This window comes from Shimia sp. R10_1, from assembly GCF_017744095.1.
Lineage (GTDB): Bacteria > Pseudomonadota > Alphaproteobacteria > Rhodobacterales > Rhodobacteraceae > Shimia.
On record NZ_JAGHQX010000011.1, the window covers coordinates 25,745 to 47,486 of the forward strand.

Here is a 21,742-nt window from a genome sequence, read left to right on the forward strand (position 1 = left end):
TGGCAGTGTCGGCACTGTTCTCTATGGGTGGCGGACTCTGCCTGTTGGCAACAGCTGTGTTCTTCATCTTTATGTATGACGAAGTGGCCATGAACGGCCAAAAACTCTTGGCCGGTCTCTTGGCTGCCTGCGCGCTGGTGCCAATCCTTGGCGTGTTCATTTTTGATGTTTGCCATGCGCGCGCTCTGTCCGGCTTACGCTATATTCGCAGGCGCAATGATGCGGTGGGGCGCGCGCTTGTCGGCGCTGTCGCCGGTGGTGTTTTTGCATTGCTGGACCCTCTGCTTGCCATCCCTTTCCTGTGCAGCGCGCTGCTCAGCTGGCTGGTTTGTCGCTACGCAACGCGTCTCCTTCAGACGGAGCCACTTTGGGCCTTTGACACACAAGAAGCCGTATCCCTGTTAACCGGGCGCGATCAAAGAGCCGTAGACCTTGTTCAAGCCGAGAACGGTGAAAGCCCCCTTCTCGTAGCGCTGCTCAAGGTTTTCGCACTGGCGGCCTTGGTCGCAAGCATCGCGATCGCATCGTGGCTGGTTGCTGTTGGGCGCCTCAACGTCGCTGCGATTCTCACAATTGCCTTTGTGACCTATTGGTCCGCAGATGCGTTTGGCACCTTCTTTCAACAGATCTCTCGCGCCGATCCTGAGCATCTCAAACGCGCCAAGAGCGTGGCACTGACACATCCGCCGTTTTCTGATGACCCTGCGTCCGACGAGGCGGCTTTTGTGGTGCATGATCTTTCGGTGCACACCGCACGCAGTGCCCCGCTGCTGTCAAACATCTCGTTTCGTGCCGAACCCGGTACAATCATAGGCCTGTGTGGCGATAGTTTTGCAGGCAAGTCCCTGCTGCTTAGAGCCTTACAGGCCCCTCATGATCTCCAAGATCTGTTTGTAAGGGGCTATGTTGGTCTGCGCGGCACAGCGATGTGGGGACGCACCGCACACAACAGCCCGCTGCAATCAGTCTTGTTGCCGCCTCAACCGATTGTCGCGCCAGGCAGCGGCGCCCAAAACATCACCTGTTTCGGCGGACCTGATCATCTGGCGCGCGCACGCCGCGCTTTACAGAGCCTGGTATTCACCGCCGACACCATCGAGCGCATTCTAACAACAAAGGACATTTCCACGCTGTCGACCAGCGAACAAAAAGCGCTCTCGATCGCCCGCGTATTGGCTCTGCGCCCCCCGCTCTACCTCATTGACCGACCCGAAGATGGCGCAAGCGACGCCATGATACACGCCCTTGGAGAAAGGCTGCGCACAGATGCGCGCCATGGACATATCGTGCTGATCGCAACCGAAAACCGCGCGCTTCTGGATCAATGCGACCAGCTCCTTATGATGCAAAACGGCCGGGTGATAGAACTGGCGGCCACAGCCGACATCCGGGCGCGGCAATCTTCCGGCGTCAGTCGTTTCACGGCACCCCGCGAGCTCGAAAGCGAAGACGCGCTCGACGGTTGGATTTGCAGTCATTTTCGCAGGGATGGCGATGAGGCCAATCGCAGAGCCGTTTGCATGGTGGCCAACGAAATACTCAGCCTGGCCTGTCAAACCTCTGGTGACACCGCAGAAGCTGCAGACGAACTCACCTTTGAATTCAAACACTTCACCGGGAAATGCGAAATTCGATTGATAGACTCCCGGCTGAGCCTGTCGTCCGGTGCACTCAAAAAGGCAGAGAAAGCTGCCGCAACCTCTGTCGAAGGCGAACGGCTCTCGCCTCTGGCAAAAATCATGCGCGACTCGCTGTCTGTAGAGACCAGTCAAACCAACGGCACCAGCTTTTTACATGTGAGCATCAAAACATATGATCCACGGCTCCTGACACAACGCAAGGCAGACCAAAATGCAGCCACCAAAGCTTAGCCTCAGCCCGCCGCGCGCGCGTGTCTTAAGGCGGCCAGTTTGGTTCTTGTGCGCGCTGGCATGGCTTTCCCTTTCTGTGTTCGTGGCCATTGAAATGGCGCGTCAGATTGTTGCCAAACAGACACAAACCTTTTCAGGCGTCTTAGAAAGCCAGCGCACCCAGGTGTCTTTGGTTTTGCCAGCTCATGTGCCGCTGCAAACCATGCTTGTTGCGGAAGGAGATCATGTCACTGCTGGCCAGAAGCTGGCGCGACTTGATCAGGCTTCGCTTCGCCAGCTGCATCAGGAGGTAAGCGCGGCCCTTTCGCTAAAAGAGGTTGAACGCAGCTGCCTTCAAACCGCTCTTTACAGCCAGTTGCAGCGACCTATGTCCGTTAGCAAAGCTGCAACACCGGGCCACTCGCACCTTTCAGATGAATACCATAACCACGCCAAACACCAAGATCGCGTGGTTGATCGTTGCGAAGGCCAAAAGCGCAGCGATCTCATTGCGCAGCAACGCCTCCTACAAAAGCGCGACAGCTTAAAACGCCAGAGTCTGCTGGCCGTTGAAGAGCTGGTGGCTCGTGCAGAAACCACGTCACCAGCGGTCCAAAAGGTACTCAAGATCCGCGCCGCTCTGGAGCGTGAAACGCTGCAATCTGCGATCCGGGAAATCGAGTTCGACATTGCGCAGCTCAAACAGTCGGCCCGGTCTAAACGACAGGATGCGCTTGCGCTTCTGGATGCGGAAATCACACATCTCAAAACGCGCCAAGCCTATGTGAAAACGCTACTGTCTGCCCCCTGGCTGCACGCACCCGCAGCTGGAAAACTGACCCATCTCAGATCATTGAGGGCGGGGTCTTCCAGTCCCGAAGATCAGATTCTTGCTCGTATCCAACAAGGCAATACGAATGACCACGTCGCATACTTCGATATGCCTGCCGCTCAAGCGAAGCTGCTTCCCAGTGGGCTGCCAGTTTCCGTGTCCATTGCCGGGTTTTCTTTGTACGATCGCCAAACCGAAGGTCAGATCATCAGAACGCTCTACAATGGCGACGTCACAGGCTCTACGGCGCGCGTCTTTGTCGCCCTGCCTCCCGGATACTTTGAGGATACATTTTCTGCAGCGCTTTTAGAGACGACTAAAGGCACACGATCAACGCTACACGTCACACTCGGGCAGCGCTCCCTCGCTGAGGTTATCAGACATGCCGCTGCCTCAACATTTGCAGCCACCGGTCTGCTATCATCTTTGTAGACTCTGCCTAGGAAAAGGCATCGCTCAAAGCCACCTCTGCGCCCCTCATCAACCTCGCGCTTCAATCAAAGCGCGCCAAGTTTATGAGCCGGATTGCACCAATATAATGCGTCAATAACACTGCCCCAGCCTCACGCGGGGGTCTGACGACTGTGTGACAGAGAGAGATTGCCGCATACAATGGCTAAGGATGTCACGTCCAGCTTTGCGTTGATTTTTTCGGCAGCACGGCATGCCAACCATAAGGTGGGGTCATTGCAGCAATGGCCCTTTATGCTTGTAGTGCAGTGCTTCTAGAACCACCGCATTTGTATTCAATGTCAGTGCGGTGTTGGGCCGGTCATCCAATTCGTATCGCCCCGCCATCCAGCCAGACTCAGAGGCAAGATTCTGAAGCGTTTGCAGCGTTTGATTTGTGTACTCCGTATCATACAGCGCATCCCAGCCGAAACTCGCCTTCAAGCTCACGGTGCGCAGCGCATCATGCGCCTCCCCATCTTCGTCAACCACCGACCAGGAACGCCCATTTGAAAAGACCGCACTATAAAGAAAATGCGGGGCCTGATCGATGTGATCTTCGGAAACCATCGTGATCTCGCCCGTTGCGCGATGCCGTGCCTCTTGTGCCGCATAAAGCTGGCTCGCCAGCAACTGACCTTCGGTGTTCAGTCCAATCTCAAACGCCTGCAGCAAGTAAGGTTCGCTGAGCACAGGCGTGATGGCCCCAAAACTGGCCGAGCGACGCCGATCGACTGCCACATCGACGCCCGACACATTTTCCCATTGCAGGATCGGGCGGGCCGTGCTCGCCTCCAAGACATCTAGTCCCCACAAGGCGGCCGCCCGGGCGCCATATTGCTCATAGCCGATGCGCCCTTCTTGGTGATACTCCGTCACACCATTCCGACGCGTCGCGCCCCAAAGTCGGCCAGCTTCTGTCATGGCTGCCAGATCCCATTTCTCCAATAGGACGCGCACACGCGGCCCATAAGCAGGCTCATTTATTTCAAAAACACGAAGTGCCATGAGCATGCGAGCCACATCCAGAGCGGACCACCCGATCCCATCGGCCACCGGTTTGTTTGTATAGTCAACCATCTTCAGGCTGCGCGTATCATAAGCTTTGTTGGGCAGGCGTCCTTCAAACAGCGGAAGCCGCTCCAGACCAGACAGAAAGGCTTCACTGCGCGCAAGAAACCGCTCTCGATCAATCACCCCCAACCCCTGCGCCGCCATAAGCGCAAGCAGGTATGAGCCCTGATCCCACAGCGTGGCACTGGGATAGCCCTCTATTGAGTTCACAAATCCGGTCTGTGGCTGGAAATGGTCTTCAAAATAGGTCCATGCGACGGCTGCATTTTGCCAGTCCTGCGCATTCAGGCCGCGCGCAGGCAACGGTTGGTGCGCAATATGCACAGGCAGCGGCGCGATCGCGCTGCCATGCATGGTGCGCCCCCAATCGTCTGCGCCAATTGCGATCCCAGCCGTGGCCAACAGCCCCAAAATAAAGGCGACGCTTCCACGATTTTTCTGGCGATTTTTTTTAGGCAAATGACGAACGTGCTGCATCGGTTTCCTCCAAAGGATCGGGGTTGGTGTGGGCCGACTTCGGCGTAGGCATTTGCCAAAAAACTGTACGAAGCAGCCCCGCCACCATCACCATGTTGACGCCAAGCCAAAATAGGTTGACCCAGAGAAGCGATGCGCTGAATCCCGCGTCTCCTTGTAGCGTGCGCCAAATTCCAATCGCGCCACACAGCATCATCCCCACAAGCAAAAAAATATGCGGCACCACAAAACGCATACCTTTGCCCAAAACAGGCAACTTTGGCGTCGGGGCAAATTTCGGTTTGTGGCCGCGCAACACACAAACAAGCGCGTGCCACACAATTGGCAAGCCCGCGACGGAAAGGGTGCGCCCGGCACCGATGCTGTGACCCTTGCAGGCAGCCAGCATGGCCACTTCCCCCAACACAACAGCGGGAAGGAAGTAGGCAAAAAACTCAAGAGAGTAAGCCGTGACAGGCGTAATGCCCGTAACCAGAGAAAACGCGGGTGCCAGTAGCAATACCGGCGCCCAAAGCGCACTCATGTAGGACCAGAATGTCGCACCGTAATGCAGCCTCTGACGCCAGCTGAGCCCGCGGCGAAACAACGGATTGTCGCGCAACGCAATATCAAAAGTACCCCCGGCATATTTCAAACGTTGGGCCGCCCAAGCTTCCAGACTGACAGGTGACAGCATGCGCGCCTCCACCTGTGGGTGATACACGCTACGCCAGGTTCTCTCTTGGTCCTCATGCAGCAAAATAGAGGTGTAAAGATCCTCTGACACATGAAATCGATAAGGCTCAATGGGATGGGCCGCCAAAGACTGTTGTGCGGGCAATGAAATCCCATGCGCGGGCCGCAAAACCTGCTGCGTTTTGCGGCGAATTGCGGCGGCGAAGATCGCCTCACGCCGGTGTACCGATGCGGCACCACAGCAAAACGACGCGCCATTGCGATTGCGACGACGCTGGATCACATCAAAAAATATTGTGGGGTCTGCCAGAAATGGATCTTTGCCGATGCATGTGCGTCCGGTAAGCCATGCCAAAACCTGCGCCCCTCTCTCCCTCCAATCAGAACGCCCAACACACAACCGGCTTTGTTTAAGCCAGGCTTCCCAGCTCTTTCCTTCAGGAATGTCGTAGAACCAATGTGGCGTCTGCACCCAGGCCACATCTGGATCGCGAAAATAGCCAAGTGTGTTTTGCAAGAATGTCGGAAACAAACGTGTATCCGCATCACAAATCACGACAAAATCTCCGGACGTGTGGAACAAACCGTTGCGCAGGTTCCCAGCTTTGAAACCTATGTTGTCTTGCCTTGCACAATAGCCAATGCCAAATTTACGCGCCAAAGCAGCCATTTCCGGCCGATCTCCATCATCCAAGAGCCATACCAAAACGCGCAAGTCTTCTAGGGGCTCAAGCGCCAATGCGTCTGCAATTGACGGGGCCACGACTGCTGGCAGTTCGTCAAATGTGGTTATGAACACATCCACAGTGATGTTGCTGGGCCCCTCCCCTCCCCCGATCTCAGCTCGCCGCACGGGGGGGGAAGAGTTTGCCGTATCTCCCTCGTCCCAGATATCAAAATAAAACAACAACGTACCTAAGAAGAAGAGTGTCTCAGCCCCGGCCACCAAAACAGAAAACCCCAAAGCGTCAGGATTAAGGGAAACGGTCCACCTCCAAATCAGGTAGGAAGTACCAGACGCCACGCTGGCACCCGCAAGAAAATGCCAAGCCAACCGTCGCCGGGCAGACAGCGGTGCGTATAAGGGCGGAACGCGCGCCTCCTGTGTTTTGAAATATGGTTCATCCTGCTGTGTTGCAGGTGTGGCAGACGCAGAAAGATCCATTTATAGATCGCACCTCAATCTTAGGTTCTATTGATCGACAGTCCTATGCTTTGTGAAATGGTCAGTGGCTGTTGACACGCTGGTGATCGCGCACAAATGCCGCGGCCACTGCCAAAATCGCATCCGCTTCATTGCCCTTATGGTCCCGCGCTGAGGATCCGGTCGAAAACGACCAGACACCCGCTGCGACCTTGATGCGCAAATCCCGCGCCAGCAGCACATCTTGGGACAGGCTTGCAAAAACCGAATAGGTATAATCACAAAGCTCTTCCGGATCAGAAAAAGAAAAATAGACGTTCAGGACAGGTTGACCCGGGATCTGCGCCAGCGCCTCTTTGGACACGACCTTAATGCCTGCGCCCCTCAAAATGTCCGAAAACTGCTTTTGCAATTTCGCGCCAAAATCCTGTCGAAATCCTGGCGGGGATTTTAAGTTCGACAGGTCGAGATGGAGCGCTTTCACGCCGCGCAAAACCTCCACCTTCTCTGATTTTGGCATAGCAAGAGGTTCAACAGCTGGCCTACTGGATGACTTCTCACAAAAAGAGGGCGCATCAGGATGCGTATTGGGCAGGGGTTGCGGCCCCGCCAAAGGCGCTTGCAAACCAAAAAGACGAAAGATGAACCCTGTGTTGTTTGTGGTCAGCGGACGCGCCGAAAAACTGCGCATTTCATTGCAGTCTTGCCCAAAGGGACAGTGCTCGCCCGCATATCTCACCCGTTCCCACAAAATCCAGAACCGATCGGCAGACTTTGAAACAACAGTGCCATTGGCCGCACCCTCATTCGGGCAGAGAAGGAGAAGCACAGCAAGCGCTATGGCCAAAACATCCAGTTTTTCCCACATTTGCCGCGTCTGGAGAAGGAACATGCTCATCACCCCTGCCCGCCTGCTGTTTGGGGGTATTCGCTTGTCGCGGCCACTCGCACCACACCGTCCAGTGGTGAACAGATTTGCGCAGTGCCGTCCGCGACGCGGTGGTCTATCGCCCAATCCCCACAGACGATCATATCGTCCACCCAGGTTCCTGGTGTCACGCAGCTGTCTGGCATAACGATGGAACGCCGCACAAGCGCCCGCTCACACACCCGCGCACCCGCTGAAATGACACTCGGCCCTTCGATTTTTGCGCCGGCTTCTACAACGGCCCCAGGACCGATGTGACATGGGCCTACAATGATCGCGCGGGGGTCCACGTCAGCTCCGGGGGCGCACCACACTTTGCGACGGATTTCAGCGCCGTCGGGCTGAACGTCAGGCAAAAGACCACGCAAACCAAGAGAATTCGCCCTGTAATAGTCACGAACACAACCGATATCGATCCATGAGAAACTGCCCTCGTAGATGTCCAGACGACCGCCAGATTGCAAGAGCACAGGCAAAAGGTCTTTGGCAATATCTCCGCCATGTGCAGCAGAAAGTGGCGCAGATTTCAGAACCCTGGGATTGAAAATATAGATGCCGACACTGGCCAAGTTTGAGGGCGCATTTTCTGGTTCGGGCTTTTCAACAAAACCCATAATTCTCCCAACCGCGTTTGCGTCCACAATCCCGTATTTGTTGACATCTTCCACAGGGACCTGCTGTACTGCGATGGTAACATCCGCATCCCGCGCGCGATGCTGCTCCATCATATCCGCGAGATTGATATCGGTCAGCGCATCCCCACATAGAACAAAGAAATTATCATCAAACGCTGAAGTTTTGCGCTGAATGGCATGCAGCGTGCCCGCTGATCCGACGGGCGCTTTTATCCACGCCTTGCCCTGATAATGACCTTCATTCACAAATTGGACACTTCGATTTGCTGAGCTTTGAAAATAGGCGTGAAACTCAGGCCCCAAGTGCCCCGGGTTCAGAATAAAATCTCGAAGACCAAAGCGCTGCATATGCTGCATCAAATGTGCGACAATAGGGTGTCCAAGCATATCAAGCATCGGCTTTGGCATCTCTTGGGTCAGAGGTGCCATTCGACTGCCAGCACCAGCCACCAGGATCACAGACTTTACGCCCGCAAGACGCTTTATGCGAAACTCAGGCGACTCCAGCGCATCTTCTTGAGTTTCAAACAAAGGCAGCAGCGGGGGCAGTCCGCGTTTTGCAATCGCCTCACGGACGGGGCGACGCGCCCCAAAGAAACCCACTGCGCCGGTCCTCGGCGTTTCGCTCTGGAATTCAAGCAATGCGGCCAGACCAGACTGCGTGATCCTGCGCACTGCCTGCAAATCCACCAAAAGCGCACTGCGGCCTCCCTGCTGGGCACGCACCTGTGCAGCTTTCAAAATCGCATAATCCGCAGAGGTCAAACAGCTGCTAACCACTTTGATCACTGAAATCATGCCAATATCTTGCACGCTGGTGAGCATAAACCTCTCCTAAATCAAATGGGCTGACGGGGCGAAACGCGCGCTAGTCGGGGCAACGGGCCAAGACCAACGGTCCATGCCAAACAGGCTGTGCGCTCAAGTCCCCAGACAAACAAAACCGTCGCTGGCAAGGTCCAGATGAACTCCAGCATGATGAGCATGGTTGGGGAGAGAGAGCTGCCCTGCAGGGCAATCTCTGCAACGTCCAGAAAAATAGGGTGGCACAAATAAATGCCAAAGGCATACTTTGATGCGCGAGAAATCCAGACGGGCCAACGGCGATGACTGAGACAGAGACATCCGACCAGCAGTGCAACCGGCATCAGATAGTCTGCCCAGTAAGCCGTCGGATTCACAAAATCCCAACGCCCCGTTTCAATAACATCTCTTGTCGCTAAGAGTTTGAAAACAAAAAGACCGATCGCCAAGAGCGCAACAGGGCCCAACCAACTCTCAAGCGTTTCACGATCGCTGCGCTGCCAAAGGCCGTAGATAGCGAAAGCCACGAAACCGTAGCCACTGTAGGTCGCGATTTTCACCAAACGCACAACATAAGGCAACCACTCGCTGCCCCAAAACAGAGCAAATATTTCGCGATCAAGCTGCTGTTTCATAAGCAGGAAAACCACAATCAGCAGCCCGAAGATTGGGGCTTTTTGCGCTGCGCGATACAGCGGGTAAATCAATAATAGTCCGAACAACGTTGGGATAAAATGCATGTGATATTTCACATCTCCCAACAGGAAAAAGCCCACCCATCCCCGCCAGGTCATCAGCCGCGCCCACTCAACGGTGCCATAGCCAAGAGCGTGTGCCTTAAGCAGGCCGTAACATGCAAAAAACACTGTCCAGAAAGCGAAAGGCACCAAGAGACGGCGAGATTGCTGTCTGATGACACAGGCATAGCTGCGCGGTGCGCGGTCCAGCGCCATCACCAAGAGCAAAATAGAAATCATCAGGAAAAGCTCTGTACGGGCTGTGTACAGAACCGCACGGATCAGCATCGGAACTGTCCGTTCGGCGGCACTCACATCCGGGAAAGGCTGCCCCTGCGCATCGGCGGTCACATGCAGACCAACCATGGACACACCAGCAAACAGACGCATTGCGTCAATCCACGTGTGCCTATGCGGCTCAGACCCTTCTGCAACCATGCAGTTCACCATTTACGCTACCAAAACACAGACAATACTGTGCCAAGCGCGTGAACAAACCGTAAACATTCTGTCTTCACCACAGCAGACCAAAAAACTGGCCTTCATGTTTTTGAAACCCTCTTTGCGCAGACTCGTTGCAAGGAGTGTTTGTTATGCGTTTGGTTTTGTGGGTCTTGCTTGTTCTTTCCTTGGTACCGGCCAGTCGTGGGTCCGCCCTGACGGAGGCTGAAATATGTCAGCGCATGATGCAGGAATTCGGCTTTGACGTGCGTGATTGCGTGGAGCGGCGCGCACCTCCAACACAGCCACAGACCGCATCGCCATTGGATCCGGAAATACGAGAGAGCCACATATTTTTCAAAGCGGGGGGCACGCGGCTAGACGATGCAGCCCAACTCAAGATTGCAAAACTGATTGCAGTGCTGGACACATCGGTGCTGAAATCTGCATGCATTCAACTGATTGGCCATTCCGACACCAGTGGCGATAGGAGTGCCAATCGCGCATTGGCGCTTAGCCGGGCCGAGACGATCGCTGCGGTTTTGCGTGACGGCCTGCAAGACGCAGAGCGGATTGAGAGCGTTGTCTCCTCGGGCGAAACGCAACCGCTGCCACAGATCAATGGCTCTAACCCACTCAATAGGCGTGTCGAAATTCGCGCCCGATCATGTCGTTGATTCACAGCTCTCGCAGATTCAAAGGCGCTCAGGTGATGGCCCGCTCATGCGCGTAGACATGCATGGTAACGACTAATAAGAGACCGTTTTGCCCCACCGCCAGCACGTCGAGAACAAATGCCATCGCGCGCTCTTTGCCTGCCCTGCCACAATCAAAACCCAAATGGTCGCCGCAAAAACACCTGCTTCGCGCCTCGCGAGGAAGCCCCCTCCAAGACCGACGCAGCATAGGTCAAGGTAAGTTATAGAGACTGCCAATCCAGTTCATAAAATTTTCCTAAATTCTTAAATTAACCAATCCACCAGGTTTCTATTGCATCCCGCTTTCTCAAACATCCCTAATTAAGGTTAATCAATGTTAACCTTAATTAGGGATGTTAAGGATGATCGATGACCTCCCGACTGACGCTCAAATTGACTGTGCCCCACAATTTGCACCCGATCCACAGCCAACATCCCGCGCAAAAAGATGGCCCAACACAGTCTGTTACATGGCCGCCCTGATCTCGACGTTGAGCGCGTTTCCTGGGCATGCAGGAGAGCCCCAAATTGCCCCCCCAAAAGGCTTCATTGAGCACTTTGCCCACCCATCCCCGGAAGTTTGGCGCGCGGCGCACTACGCGTTTTCGCACCCTTTCTTTGATACCGATTGGTCACGTGACAACGTCACATACAAAGCAGGGCTGAATCTGTCGCTCAGCCCTCAATATGATCGTAAAAACCGCTTCTCTGGCGCATCTCTGCGCCGCGTAGAAACCAGCCACTATGGCCGCTACTCTGTGGTCATGCGCCCTGCCCGTGGAGACGGTATCGTCACCGGTTTCTTCACCTACACCGGCCCCTATTACGGCGCCCGCCACGACGAAATCGATATCGAGTTTCTCGGTCAGGACACCACCAAAATGCATGTGGCTTGGTTTGTGGACGGCGCCTTACAAAACCATGTTATTCCTTTGGGGTTTGACGCGGCCGACAGCTTTCGCAGATATAGTTTTGAATGGCTACCCGACAGGCTTCGCTGGTTTGTCGCAGATGAGCTGATCTTTGAGGTCACAGAAACAGACACACTGTTGCCTAAAGAGCCGGGCTTTTTATTCGCCAATGTCTGGGCCGTGAGCGACGCTCTGGAGCCTTGGGCGGGCCGTGCTGTTGACACCACAAAGGCACAAGCCATTGTGCGCGAAATCGCGTTTACTCCAGCGCACTAAAGACCCCATATCAATGCAAAAAGGCCAGGATGCGATGCGCACCCCGGCCTTCCTTTGCGTTCTTTGCTTAAGCCGAATGGCGGAAGCTCAGCTCAGCATACTCGGCATCTGCCTCATGCTCTGCCTCTCGCGCCGCGCGTTGATCGGCAGATGAGGGCCTAAAGCTCGCAACCAACTCAGCAAGCTCACTCGCAGCCTCTTGCAAGGCACGCCCCTGCGCGCTTGACCGATCCACCAGGCTCGCATTTTGCTGCGTCACCCGATCCAGATCCATCACGCCTGCGTTGATTTCAGTGATCGCTGTTGCCTGGTCTCTCGACCCTTCCGCAATCTGTACCGCCAGTTTGCTCACCGCTTCGATCTTGGTAATGATCTCTTCGATGGCTTTGCCCGCCGCATCCACAAGCTCTACGCCAACCTGAACTTTGTCGGTGGAGTTGTCGATCAACTCTTTGATTTCATTGGCGCTGGTTGCAGACCGCAGCGCGAGAGAGCGCACTTCAGAAGCCACTACGGCAAAACCACGGCCGCTGTCACCGGCACGCGCGGCTTCCACACCTGCGTTCAAAGCAAGCAAATTGGTCTGAAAAGAAATGTCTTCAATCACACGGTTGATTTCAGAAATTTTTCCAGCGGACTCTTCGATATCCTGCATTGCACCAACCGCACGCTTCACGATGTCGCCACCCCGCAGTGCCTCAGCCTTGGTTGCATCTACAGTCGCTTCGACAGACTTGGTCTGATCTGTGGCATTCTGAACGCTTTCGGTGATCTGGCTGATCGCCGCTGCAGTCTCCTCCAGAGTCGCCGCTTGGCTCTCCGTGCGTTTGGAAAGGTTGTGAGTGCCTTCCGCCATAGAGCCGGTTTCGTCCTCAATCTGCGAGATTGTTGCCAACACGCGACCGATCACATCATCCAGCGCTTCGGCTGTTTTGTTGAAATCAGTGAGCAGCATTTCATAGTCTTCGCCCACCTCGGCTGTGATCCGGTGGCTCAACAGCCCCTGCGCCAGATTGTTCAGACCGTCCGCCAGCTCGCCAACCACTTCAGACTGCTCTCGCGCCGCTGTTTTGGATTGCTCTTCCAACTCTTTGTTGGCCTTGATGGTCTGAACAAACTCAACAACCGCACGCGCCAGACGTCCAAGTTCATCTTTCCGGGTGTCGCTGGGCACATCCCCTTCGGTGTCGCCTTGGCGCAACCCGTCAATGCGCTCAATAATGCCACTCAACGGGCGCGTCACACTGGCGGCAATGATGTAAACGATGAACGCCATAACCAGCACCATCGCAACACCCACAATCAGCGATTGCATGTAGAGCTGGTTCACAACCGCAGCAACCTTTGAGTGGTCAAACCCAATGACCATTTCCCCGACAACGGAACCATCACTGTGGCGCACGGGAAATTTGATGTATTCGACCTCTTCGATGGACAGGCGCGCCGTTTCGCCCTCCATTGCCAGAACTTCAGATACACCTGAATCCCAACCAGCCGGATCTGCACCCTCCAGGGCCATCTCGGCAAAAACCTCACCATCCACAAACACCTTTGCAAACAGCGCGTCTTCGATTTCAACGATACCGGCGATCGCACCATTGGCGCCATCTGCATTGAAGTCCCAGACAGCAGCTGCAACAGGAGGCGCCACGAAAGTCTGCGCCATGACCACTTCGTTTTCAAACGCGTGCTTCAGCGTAGAGGTCTGCAGATTCATCCACCACAAAGTGGAACTGGTGAAGAAAACCACGATACATCCGACAATCGGCAGCAAGAGCCGCCCCATAATCGAAAAACCTAGGAAACGGTCCAAAAGACGCGTCAGAAAGTTTACAATATAGGCCATCGCCTCGACCCGCAGAGCGGCCCCCAGTTTGGCACCGACAGAGCGGTGCGTTGCCATTCATAAAAAAGGACACTGTCGGCAAATCGCAGCGGGCTGTGCCCCCAAACATACATGACATTTGCGCGCGAATCCTGCGCGGTGCGAACGGCAGACAAGCCAATCCTGTTTGGGCCAAACTAGGTCCGTTGCGTTAACAGGTGCTTACGCCAGGCGCACCACGACTAACCCAACGAAACCCCTGCCTAATCTTTAAGCCAAACCCCACTTTGCCTCAGCTCAGTCGAACTGATGGCGCGCATGGGAACATCGGCAAAGCCCCAAACAGGCGGGGGCCTGCGACTCAGCAAGCGCAATGCGCGCGGGTGCAGCCGTGCGGCGCGATACACCTGCGCGGCCTTGGCGGTGCGGGCTTCAATCCGCTCTCCGGGGCGCGCCAGCACCCCAACCGGCACCCGCTCCATAATGTCTTTCCAGTCTTTCCAGCGGTGAAACTGTTTCAGATTGTCAGCCCCCATCAGCCAGACAAACTGCGCCTGAGGCACCACATGCTGAAGCTTTGCAATCGTCTGCGCTGTATAGCGCGTGCCCGCCAGACGCTCAAAATCGCTCACGAACACCCGTGGATGCCGCATCAGCGCGCGCGCCGCGGCCATCCGTCGGCCTAGGCGCACTGGACCCTCTGATTTCAGTGGATTTCTGGGACTGACCAGCCACCAGACCTGATCCAGCTCAAAACGTTTCATGGCCTCTAGTGTGATGTGCACATGGCCCACATGTGGCGGATCAAACGATCCTCCAAGCAGGCCAATCCGCTGACCCCGCGCGACATATGGCAATCCGTAAGGCACCCCGCCTCCTGACCTTTTCGCACCCAAACTGTCAACCACAAAGCCGTGTACTGTCTCCAACATGGCGTTGCCAGTATTGCGCTGCACAATCGCAGCCCTTACTTTCAGACAAAAAGTTGAGGCCCCCATGACAGCCAACATGACACCTAAATTCGCACTTCTGGCATGCGCGCTTATTGCCATCGCTCCCACCGCGCAGGCGCAGCCTAAAAAGTTTGTCGGCTACACGATCAACGCCGAGACACCAGATGTCACAGGTGTGATGCTTCATGAGGGCTACAACGTGAAACAGGTGATCGCCTTTGTGCAGAAAAGCTGCAAAGGGGGCAAAATCGGCCCCTTCGCGCTGGCGACCAAAACCCACCGAAAAGGCGGCTTTGAGCTAAAGAACTTCAAAACCACCTGCCCCGCCGGCCCCGCCTCGCGTTTTAACGGCACGCAAAGCTTGACTGTGGAACATGAACTCCTGCCAGACGGCCGCACATTGACCGAATATTTTTATGTGAACGGGGGCGAGAGCAAACGGCTCGTTGAGTTTGAGTAACCGCGCAGCGCTGTCAGGCTTTTGTCTTCGCGCTGACAGATGAACTCCAACACTTTGCCCCCTAACTGCGGATCGCAAAGCAAAGGTGCACGTAGCCTGCGCAGCGGCGCAAAGTTTGCGGTTTGTCAGGAGTTCAAATCGCCTTTCGCTTGAAGTGCGCGGTCGATCTTTCCGGAACACATAGCGTGACCGTTGTCCAAGACACGGCCGCGGATAGCTGACCGTTTGCCTTCAAATGCTCTTCGACCCGTGAATGCGGAAGTCCGTCTGGCCCAAGAAGACGAACAAGTGCTCCCAAGAGGATGGTCATATCGAGTCCTTCCGTTGTTTCAAAACAACGCTCAAACCCGATACATGGAAAGCTCATTCCAAAACAATTCACTCGCAGCAGACCTGTTCTGGGACTTGCGCGCCGCGCAGATGTTCCAAGTCAGGTTCTGCTTCATTGCGATAGGTTTCACTGTGTGTAATTGGACCAAGTCTGCGAACGTATCCTGCATCCCGCCAACGATGAACTCAGGTTCCGCCAACAGTCCCTGCAGCAGGTTGTAGTCGTCACATTCGACATGCGGCTGCCCATTGACCCTTTCGGCGGCTTCCGCACCGCCCCCTAAGGCTTTCGATATAGTGGCTTTCCAGTGTTTGTGGAGATGCGGCGATGCGAAGGGAAAATCAAAGATACCTGCCATGGTTTGCGGGCCGCGCTGGTGAATTTCATGATCTCGATGAGCAACGAACTGGATGGGTTGCTTTTCCATCACCATGATCTCAACATCGTCCGCTTCGGGTGTGTAGGTCAGATCACCGAGGAATATGTCGAACTCCCCCGCCTGCAATAGGTCGAGCGGGCGTTCGTAGGCACTGACCAGAACATGAAAGCGCAGGTCAGGTATCATCCTGCGAACGGCGTGCAAGGCGGGCAGGATCAACGTCCTTGTGGTTAGCGGCCCGCAACCGATCTGCAAAGTGCCAGGCCCGTTTTCGCGCAAGCCAGACACACGGGTCGCATATCGGTCCAGGTCTTCTCGCAGTGCCTGGGCGATCGGCAAAAACTCCTGACCAGCGCGCGTTAATGTGGTGCTGTTTCGACTGCGGTGAAACAAAACAAGTCCCGTATGATCCTCAGCCTGCGCAATATAGCGGGACAAAGACGCGTTGGAGACATCCATCGCACGAGCGGCACCTTGGAAGCTACCGGTATCAGCCAACGCAAGAAAGGCTGTCAAAGCGTTTTCATTCATTGTGGGGCCTGTCTGTTTCAGATCTCGTGACTTAGTTTTCACATTCTGAAATCATGGTAAAGCGCTGTTGCCGCGCGAAAGGCTCAACCGCTATCCCTAATGGATCGTTAGATATTCTCTCCATCGATTTCTCCTTCTATGTCCTCAGAGGTAACAATGTTCATCCTTCGATCTATTGCGGTTTCCGCCACGCTGACAACGGCAGCAGTGCATGCCGTGCCGGTTTTGGCCGAAACCGACCAGCCCAATATCCTTGTCATTATGGCTGACGATGTCGGCTGGGCCAGTCTGGGCAGCTATCATCAGGGCGTGAAGAGCATCAAAACCCCTAACCTTGATCAACTGGCTGCCGACGGTTTGCGTCTGACCGATTACTATGCGCAGCCAAGCTGCACTGCTGGGCGGTCGGCCTTTATCACCGGGCAATTGCCAGTGCGCACCGGGATGCACACAGTTGGTTTGCCCGGCGATCCTGAAAAGGGCCTCAATGAAAATGACCCTACTTTGGCCAACATGCTAAAATCACTGGGCTACACAACTGGCCAATTTGGCAAAAACCACCTGGGGGATATGAACAAATTCCTCCCCACGGTGAAGGGCTTTGATGAATATTGGGGCTGGCTCTATCATCTGAACGCGATGGAATACACATCCGACCCAGATTGGCCAAAAGATCAAGCCTTTAACGACACATTCGGCCCTCGAAACATCATTCATGCCTATGCAATGGACACGGTCGATGAAACCGTAGATCCACGCTGGGGACTGGTTGGCAAACAACGCATAATTGACGATGGCCCGGCCCCGCCTGAACGGCAAAAAACGCTAGACGACGAGGTGACAGCCCACACGTTGGACTTCATCAACCGCGCAGTCGACAGCGATACGCCGTTCTTTGTCTGGATGGCCCCGGCGCGCGCGCATGTTTGGACACATCTGAGCCCTGAATACGAGGCCATGCTGGGCGATGGGCGCGGCTTGCAGGATGTCGTCATGAAAGAACTTGATGACAACGTCGGCAAAGTCATGGCGCGGCTGGACGAATTAGGTGTCTCGGACGACACCATTGTTGTGTTTACATCAGACAACGGTCCCGAAACCATGACATGGCCCGACGGTGGAACCACCCCGTTCCACGGCGAAAAAGGCACAACCTGGGAAGGTGGCTTCCGTGTGCCTGCCATCATCCGATGGCCCGGAAAAGTCCCAGCCGGAACCGTGAGCAACGGAATTTTTGCCGGTCTTGACTGGATGCCCACGCTCGTTGCCGCTGCTGGCGGGCCTGAGGATCTGACCGGATCATTGCTAGAGGGCCATGAGGGCTATCAGGTGCATTTGGATGGGTACAACCAATTGTCTTTCCTGACTGGCGAAAGCGAAAGCAATCGTGATGAGATCATCTACTACGAGGGCCCAGACTTGCAAGCCGTGCGCTACCGCGACTGGAAAGCACATTTTACGATCCAGACCCAAGGATGGGCGGGTCCCAAAGAGGAACTGAATGCACCATTGCTTTTCAACCTGCGTCGCGATCCTTACGAAAAAGCGGCTGAGGAATCGGGTATGTACACCCGCTGGATGGGAAACAAGATGTGGGCATTTGGCCCCGCTGCCAAAATCGTCCAAACCCACTTATCTACGTTTAAGGACTATCCTCCGCGGGGTTCAGACGTAACCAACCAAGGTCACGTCGAAGAACAAATCTCGACCGAAGGCGGAATGTCGCAGTAAAAATATACACTCGGGAGGCATCAACAGCTGCCTCCCGATACTTTTTGGAACTTCCGCAAATCATCTGCCAAAGCTGGGATGTTTTCGCAGCTTCAGCAATCTACGGCGCCACCCAGACCATCCTAAAGCTTATGTCGTATAGAAGGGTTTCCGTAGTCCTCCTGAGATCATAGCGAACATTTGATGAGAGCAGCGTCTGTCGCGTGTTAGGTCACCACCATTCGACGCAAAGGCATGCTCCACGAACTCGCCCGCATGAAAACAGGTTGGTTACCTACATGATCGAACTGACTCACCAGTATCGCCGATACGGGTATCGAAGAATTGCAGCCTTCTTGCGAGACGCGGGCTGGCCAGTGCGTGATGGTCTTGCTGAATGGCTAAGACGACGAGAAGGGCTGCAAGTCCCAGAAAACCATCCCAAGAAGGGGCGGCTAACCGCCCGGGCTCAGGCCTGGATTTTGCCCCAAAGGAAATGTCGCCCCAATCTCCGGAATTGAGACTTTCGCGCAAAGCTGCCAAACCAAAAATGAATGGGGCCAAATCAGTTATGTATGGATGCGCGACGATTAGCTATAATTGTCTGTGATCCTTGATTTGCACTCAAGGCACGCCAATGGCTGGGCCGTGAGTAATCGCATGGAGCGGAGACTACCGATCTGTGCGTTTAAGATATCGGCCACGCCGCGACAACCACCGTACGACTGCATTCACTATCCAGCCCATGGTTCGCAATACTGCTGACATGATTGCCAAAAGCTAACAAGCCAGCACAGCTTAAAGGTGTCAATGAGCGGCAAAGACAATTTTATTACAACTCTGCAGTCGAGGCATTCTTCAAGACCATCAATGCAGAACTGACTTCGCGAAAGTTGTGACCAACACGCCGTGACGCTGATCTGGCAATCACTCAATACGTCAACGGCTTCTACAATCCGCGCCACCGATACTCAGCACTGAGCTGGAAAAACTCAGTCGCTTTCGAACGAAAGTATCCTAAAAAAGCGCTTGAAGCGGCATAAAAACATGACTGATCCATCTAGGCAACCAAACAAACGCAAATGCCTTTGCCCCCTGATTAGTCTCATCGGCATATTCTAGATTTGGCGACAATTTACCGGATACCCTCAAATGTCTGTCAGCGCAGATTTTACCCCGGGCGCTCGTGCCAAGTTCGTTTCCTCAGCTCAGACCACCGGATCTACAGCATGCCTCATCGTCGCATTTCAGCCGCGCTCCTATTCCCAGCCCCCTATTTGCCCGGACGCCGGGAATTGGAACGGCTGTTCTAGCGGAACGTTGGATCGATCTGTTCTTTACGGCGGGCAACGAAATCGTCCAATTCATCGCGAACAGCCTCATCCATTTGCGGCGGTTGGAATTCGTCCAGAAGCAATCGTGCGCGTTCACGGCACCGCTTAGCCATGTCGTCTGCACCTGAAGAGGTCCATTGCTCGAAGCTGTTAAAATCCATCATTTCGGGCATAGCGAAGGCGCTGCGGAAATGATCCAGCGTGAAACTGTCGCCCAAGTAGTGCCCGGCAGGGCCGATCCGCCGCACGGCATCCATCGCCTCATCAAATCGGTCTAGGGATATTCCCCCCGCATAGCGTGCCATAAGCTGATTTTGTTCATCATCGGCGATGAACTTGCCGTAGCAGATCGCCAACCCGCCCTCATCCCAGCCTGCCGAATGCAGCATCAGGTTTGCCCCTGCGTTGAAAGCGGTCAAAAGCGTGGTCGCCCCCTCATAACCAGACTGAGCATCAAACGACTTTGACGATGCATGATTGGCCGACGTTCGCCATGGCACACCGTATTTTCGGGCCAACTGGCCAATCGCCGTCGTGATCAGCGCAACCTCTGGCGTTCCGGCCATCGGTGCGCCAGATTGCATCGAAATCGAAACCGTATACTGCCCATAGACCACCGGCGTTCCCGGCCGATAAAGTTGCATATAGGCGATGGCAGCCAGCGCCTCGGCGTTCACCTGAGCAATCGTCGCCGCGACATCCGCTGGGGTGTTGGCCGCCGCCAGCACAAATGGCGAGCACAGCACCGCCTGTCCGGCATCAGCAAAGACACGCGCGCCTTCCAGCATTGCCTCGTCCCAAACCAGCGGAGAGTTCCCGGACGCGTGCATGAAGATCGATGTCGCATTCTCCATCACATCACCGGCCACGATGCGAGACATCGCCACGCAATCTTCGGCCCGTTCGCGCGAGGTCCCGATACCGAACAGCGGCAGTTCGGTTTCGACCATATGGTGGCGCATCATGAAGAGGTGGCGATGGGCAACGGGAATATCCATCGGCTCACAGGTAAAGCCACCGGCCATGTGAAAGCTGGGGCAGGCCTGGGTCAGGCGCGCAAAGTTGATGACATCCGCCTCAGTCGTCGAGCGGCGCACACCGTCCAGATCGCGCGTAAACGGTGCGCCTTTCATGGTACAAAAGACGCTGGTATCGCCGCCCATCATGAAACCAGTGGAAGCTCCGCGCCCCTGCACAGGAAACTCGGACGGTGCCTTGCCAACCAGTTCCATCAGAAGCGCACGGTCAATGCGCACCCGCTGATCCACAACATCCGCCCCGGCCTGTCGCCAGTGTTCCAGTGCGACGGCATCGCGGAATTCGATACCGACCTCTTCGAGGACTGCCATAGATGCGTCGTGAATGCGCTCGATTGCTTCCTGATCCAGCACTTCCAGCGGGTTCATTTTGCGTCGTACTGGCGCGACACGGGTCTGGACGGCCTTCTGGCTCTGTATACGGGCCGCACGTCCCGATCTTGTTCTTACACGCGACATGAAACGCCCCCGTCCACAGTGATTTCAGTTCCGGTGATGTACGAAGCCTCATCGCTGGATAGAAAAACAGCGGCATTGGCCACATCCCAAGGTGTGCCAACCCGGCCAAGAGGGATGCGTTCGGCACGTTGACGATCCAGCGCGTCCCAGTCGATTGCGTCCGGATCTTCGGATTTCTGCTCGGTGATATCACGCGCCATGGGTGTGTCGATGAAACCCGGCAGGATGGCATTGGCGCGCACGCCGTGCGGTGCCATCTCTGCCGCCAGATTGCGGGTGAAGGAAATGATCGACCCTTTGGTAGCGTTATACCCGATATAGGGCGTCCCCAGATACCGCAGCCCGGCAATCGAGGAAATATTGGTTACGATCCCGGCTTTGCGATCCACGAAATGCGGCAGGACATGCTTGGTCGGCAAAAAGACCGCCTTCATGTTCACATGCACCAACTGGTCCCAATCCTCGACCGTGCTGTCCATGGCGCCGCCGGTTTTCAGAATGCCGACATTGTTTTGTAAGATGTCGATCTGGCCGAACTCGGACAGGCACTGGGCAACTGCAGTCTGAACCTGATCTTCCTGCGTGACATCGGCGGCCAGCGCAACGGCGCTGCCCCCTTCGGCACGGATCAACTCACAGGTCTCTTCAGCCGCCGCCAGATGCAGATCCAGCGCACAGATGCGTGCTCCTTCCTGCGCCAAACGAATTGCGGTGGCCTTGCCATTGCCCATACCACCGTTCATCGAACCCGCACCTGTCACCAGGGCGACTTTTCCTTCCAGCCGCTTCAT

At 55.3% G+C, this 21,742-nt stretch carries 16 protein-coding genes and 2 pseudogenes; 8 read left to right on the top strand and 10 right to left on the bottom strand.

Going from position 1 to position 21,742, the window contains the following annotated elements; translation table 11 throughout:
• Window positions 1-23: 23 nt before the first annotated feature.
• On the top strand, window positions 24-1,871 hold the full coding sequence (locus tag J7413_RS17845) for an ATP-binding cassette domain-containing protein (protein WP_209100696.1): 1,848 nt from the start codon (window positions 24-26) through the stop codon (window positions 1,869-1,871).
• Window positions 1,872-1,965: 94 nt separating this feature from the next.
• Window positions 1,966-3,114 (top strand): hypothetical protein, encoded by a 1,149-nt coding sequence (locus tag J7413_RS17850; protein WP_209100698.1) that lies wholly within the window; start codon window positions 1,966-1,968, stop codon window positions 3,112-3,114.
• 252 nt (window positions 3,115-3,366) lie between these two features.
• Here the strand turns inward: J7413_RS17850 and J7413_RS17855 are convergent, their stop codons facing one another.
• The 5 genes from J7413_RS17855 to J7413_RS17875 form a co-directional block, all read right to left on the bottom strand.
• Complete coding sequence (locus J7413_RS17855) at window positions 3,367-4,683, bottom strand: DUF3131 domain-containing protein (protein ID WP_209100700.1); 1,317 nt, start codon at window positions 4,681-4,683, stop codon at window positions 3,367-3,369.
• Complete coding sequence (locus J7413_RS17860) at window positions 4,658-6,523, bottom strand: cellulose synthase catalytic subunit (RefSeq protein WP_209100702.1); 1,866 nt, start codon at window positions 6,521-6,523, stop codon at window positions 4,658-4,660. Before J7413_RS17860 ends, J7413_RS17855 begins: the two co-directional genes overlap by 26 nt.
• A gap of 61 nt (window positions 6,524-6,584) precedes the next feature.
• Window positions 6,585-7,022 carry a hypothetical protein gene (locus J7413_RS17865; RefSeq protein WP_209100704.1) on the bottom strand — a complete coding sequence of 146 codons (438 nt, stop codon included), beginning with the start codon at window positions 7,020-7,022 and terminating at the stop codon, window positions 6,585-6,587.
• A 377-nt stretch (window positions 7,023-7,399) separates the two neighbouring features.
• On the bottom strand, window positions 7,400-8,890 hold the full coding sequence (locus J7413_RS17870; protein ID WP_209100705.1) for a sugar phosphate nucleotidyltransferase: 1,491 nt from the start codon (window positions 8,888-8,890) through the stop codon (window positions 7,400-7,402).
• A 14-nt stretch (window positions 8,891-8,904) separates the two neighbouring features.
• The gene (locus J7413_RS17875) at window positions 8,905-10,056 is read right to left on the bottom strand and encodes an acyltransferase (protein ID WP_348538776.1); all 1,152 of its coding nucleotides are present in this window, start codon (window positions 10,054-10,056) and stop codon (window positions 8,905-8,907) included.
• A 143-nt stretch (window positions 10,057-10,199) separates the two neighbouring features.
• On the opposite strand from J7413_RS17875, the gene J7413_RS17880 reads away from it, so the two are divergent.
• Both J7413_RS17880 and J7413_RS17885 read left to right on the top strand, forming a co-directional pair.
• Window positions 10,200-10,724: an OmpA family protein gene (locus tag J7413_RS17880; RefSeq protein WP_209100707.1), complete on the top strand. Its 525-nt coding sequence runs from the start codon at window positions 10,200-10,202 to the stop codon at window positions 10,722-10,724.
• 383 nt (window positions 10,725-11,107) lie between these two features.
• A complete protein-coding gene (locus J7413_RS17885; protein ID WP_209100708.1) occupies window positions 11,108-11,932 on the top strand; it encodes a family 16 glycosylhydrolase in 825 nt (274 codons plus the stop codon).
• Between the two features lie 67 nt (window positions 11,933-11,999).
• On the opposite strand, the gene J7413_RS17890 is transcribed toward J7413_RS17885, so the two are convergent.
• Together J7413_RS17890 and J7413_RS17895 are read right to left on the bottom strand one after the other, a co-directional pair.
• The gene (locus J7413_RS17890; RefSeq protein ID WP_209100709.1) at window positions 12,000-13,835 is read right to left on the bottom strand and encodes a methyl-accepting chemotaxis protein; all 1,836 of its coding nucleotides are present in this window, start codon (window positions 13,833-13,835) and stop codon (window positions 12,000-12,002) included.
• Window positions 13,836-14,020: 185 nt separating this feature from the next.
• Entirely contained in the window at window positions 14,021-14,626 is a 606-nt protein-coding gene (locus tag J7413_RS17895; RefSeq protein WP_348538777.1) for a nicotinate-nucleotide adenylyltransferase, read from the bottom strand.
• A gap of 127 nt (window positions 14,627-14,753) precedes the next feature.
• Here J7413_RS17895 and J7413_RS17900 point away from each other — a divergent pair, with 127 nt between their 5' ends.
• Window positions 14,754-15,170, top strand: coding sequence for a hypothetical protein (locus J7413_RS17900; protein ID WP_209100718.1), 417 nt, complete (start codon window positions 14,754-14,756; stop codon window positions 15,168-15,170).
• Between the two features lie 341 nt (window positions 15,171-15,511).
• On the opposite strand, the gene J7413_RS17905 is transcribed toward J7413_RS17900, so the two are convergent.
• On the bottom strand, window positions 15,512-16,411 hold the full coding sequence (locus J7413_RS17905) for a LysR family transcriptional regulator (protein ID WP_280636608.1): 900 nt from the start codon (window positions 16,409-16,411) through the stop codon (window positions 15,512-15,514).
• Window positions 16,412-16,567: 156 nt separating this feature from the next.
• Here J7413_RS17905 and J7413_RS17910 point away from each other — a divergent pair, with 156 nt between their 5' ends.
• The 3 genes and pseudogenes from J7413_RS17910 to J7413_RS20585 all read left to right on the top strand — a co-directional run.
• The gene (locus tag J7413_RS17910; RefSeq protein ID WP_209100722.1) at window positions 16,568-18,142 is read left to right on the top strand and encodes an arylsulfatase; all 1,575 of its coding nucleotides are present in this window, start codon (window positions 16,568-16,570) and stop codon (window positions 18,140-18,142) included.
• 197 nt (window positions 18,143-18,339) lie between these two features.
• Window positions 18,340-18,579 (top strand): annotated as a pseudogene (locus J7413_RS20580) (IS3 family transposase); the annotation flags it as partial.
• A 45-nt stretch (window positions 18,580-18,624) separates the two neighbouring features.
• Window positions 18,625-19,164, top strand: a pseudogene (locus J7413_RS20585) (DDE-type integrase/transposase/recombinase); the annotation flags it as partial.
• Window positions 19,165-19,430: 266 nt separating this feature from the next.
• Here J7413_RS20585 and J7413_RS17915 read toward each other — a convergent pair.
• Together J7413_RS17915 and J7413_RS17920 are read right to left on the bottom strand one after the other, a co-directional pair.
• The gene (locus tag J7413_RS17915) at window positions 19,431-20,951 is read right to left on the bottom strand and encodes a trimethylamine methyltransferase family protein (RefSeq protein ID WP_209100724.1); all 1,521 of its coding nucleotides are present in this window, start codon (window positions 20,949-20,951) and stop codon (window positions 19,431-19,433) included.
• A complete protein-coding gene (locus tag J7413_RS17920) occupies window positions 20,939-21,742 on the bottom strand; it encodes a glucose 1-dehydrogenase (protein ID WP_209100726.1) in 804 nt (267 codons plus the stop codon). Before J7413_RS17920 ends, J7413_RS17915 begins: the two co-directional genes overlap by 13 nt.

What these genes read in the sequence shown, in the direction of transcription:
- J7413_RS17875 (WP_348538776.1), bottom strand. Translation starts at nt 10,056, where the DNA reads ATGGTGAACTGCATGGTTGCAGAAGGGTCTGAGCCGCATAGGCACACG.
- J7413_RS17900 (WP_209100718.1), top strand. Translation starts at nt 14,754, where the DNA reads ATGACAGCCAACATGACACCTAAATTCGCACTTCTGGCATGCGCGCTT.
- J7413_RS17845 (WP_209100696.1), top strand. Translation starts at nt 24, where the DNA reads ATGGGTGGCGGACTCTGCCTGTTGGCAACAGCTGTGTTCTTCATCTTT.
- J7413_RS17880 (WP_209100707.1), top strand. Translation starts at nt 10,200, where the DNA reads ATGCGTTTGGTTTTGTGGGTCTTGCTTGTTCTTTCCTTGGTACCGGCC.
- J7413_RS17915 (WP_209100724.1), bottom strand. Translation starts at nt 20,951, where the DNA reads ATGTCGCGTGTAAGAACAAGATCGGGACGTGCGGCCCGTATACAGAGC.
- J7413_RS17920 (WP_209100726.1), bottom strand. Translation starts at nt 21,742, where the DNA reads ATGAAGCGGCTGGAAGGAAAAGTCGCCCTGGTGACAGGTGCGGGTTCG.
- J7413_RS17905 (WP_280636608.1), bottom strand. Translation starts at nt 16,411, where the DNA reads ATGAATGAAAACGCTTTGACAGCCTTTCTTGCGTTGGCTGATACCGGT.
- J7413_RS17890 (WP_209100709.1), bottom strand. Translation starts at nt 13,835, where the DNA reads ATGGCAACGCACCGCTCTGTCGGTGCCAAACTGGGGGCCGCTCTGCGG.
- J7413_RS17870 (WP_209100705.1), bottom strand. Translation starts at nt 8,890, where the DNA reads ATGCTCACCAGCGTGCAAGATATTGGCATGATTTCAGTGATCAAAGTG.
- J7413_RS17855 (WP_209100700.1), bottom strand. Translation starts at nt 4,683, where the DNA reads ATGCAGCACGTTCGTCATTTGCCTAAAAAAAATCGCCAGAAAAATCGT.
- J7413_RS17865 (WP_209100704.1), bottom strand. Translation starts at nt 7,022, where the DNA reads ATGCCAAAATCAGAGAAGGTGGAGGTTTTGCGCGGCGTGAAAGCGCTC.
- J7413_RS17860 (WP_209100702.1), bottom strand. Translation starts at nt 6,523, where the DNA reads ATGGATCTTTCTGCGTCTGCCACACCTGCAACACAGCAGGATGAACCA.
- J7413_RS17885 (WP_209100708.1), top strand. Translation starts at nt 11,108, where the DNA reads ATGATCGATGACCTCCCGACTGACGCTCAAATTGACTGTGCCCCACAA.
- J7413_RS17910 (WP_209100722.1), top strand. Translation starts at nt 16,568, where the DNA reads ATGTTCATCCTTCGATCTATTGCGGTTTCCGCCACGCTGACAACGGCA.
- J7413_RS17850 (WP_209100698.1), top strand. Translation starts at nt 1,966, where the DNA reads ATGGCGCGTCAGATTGTTGCCAAACAGACACAAACCTTTTCAGGCGTC.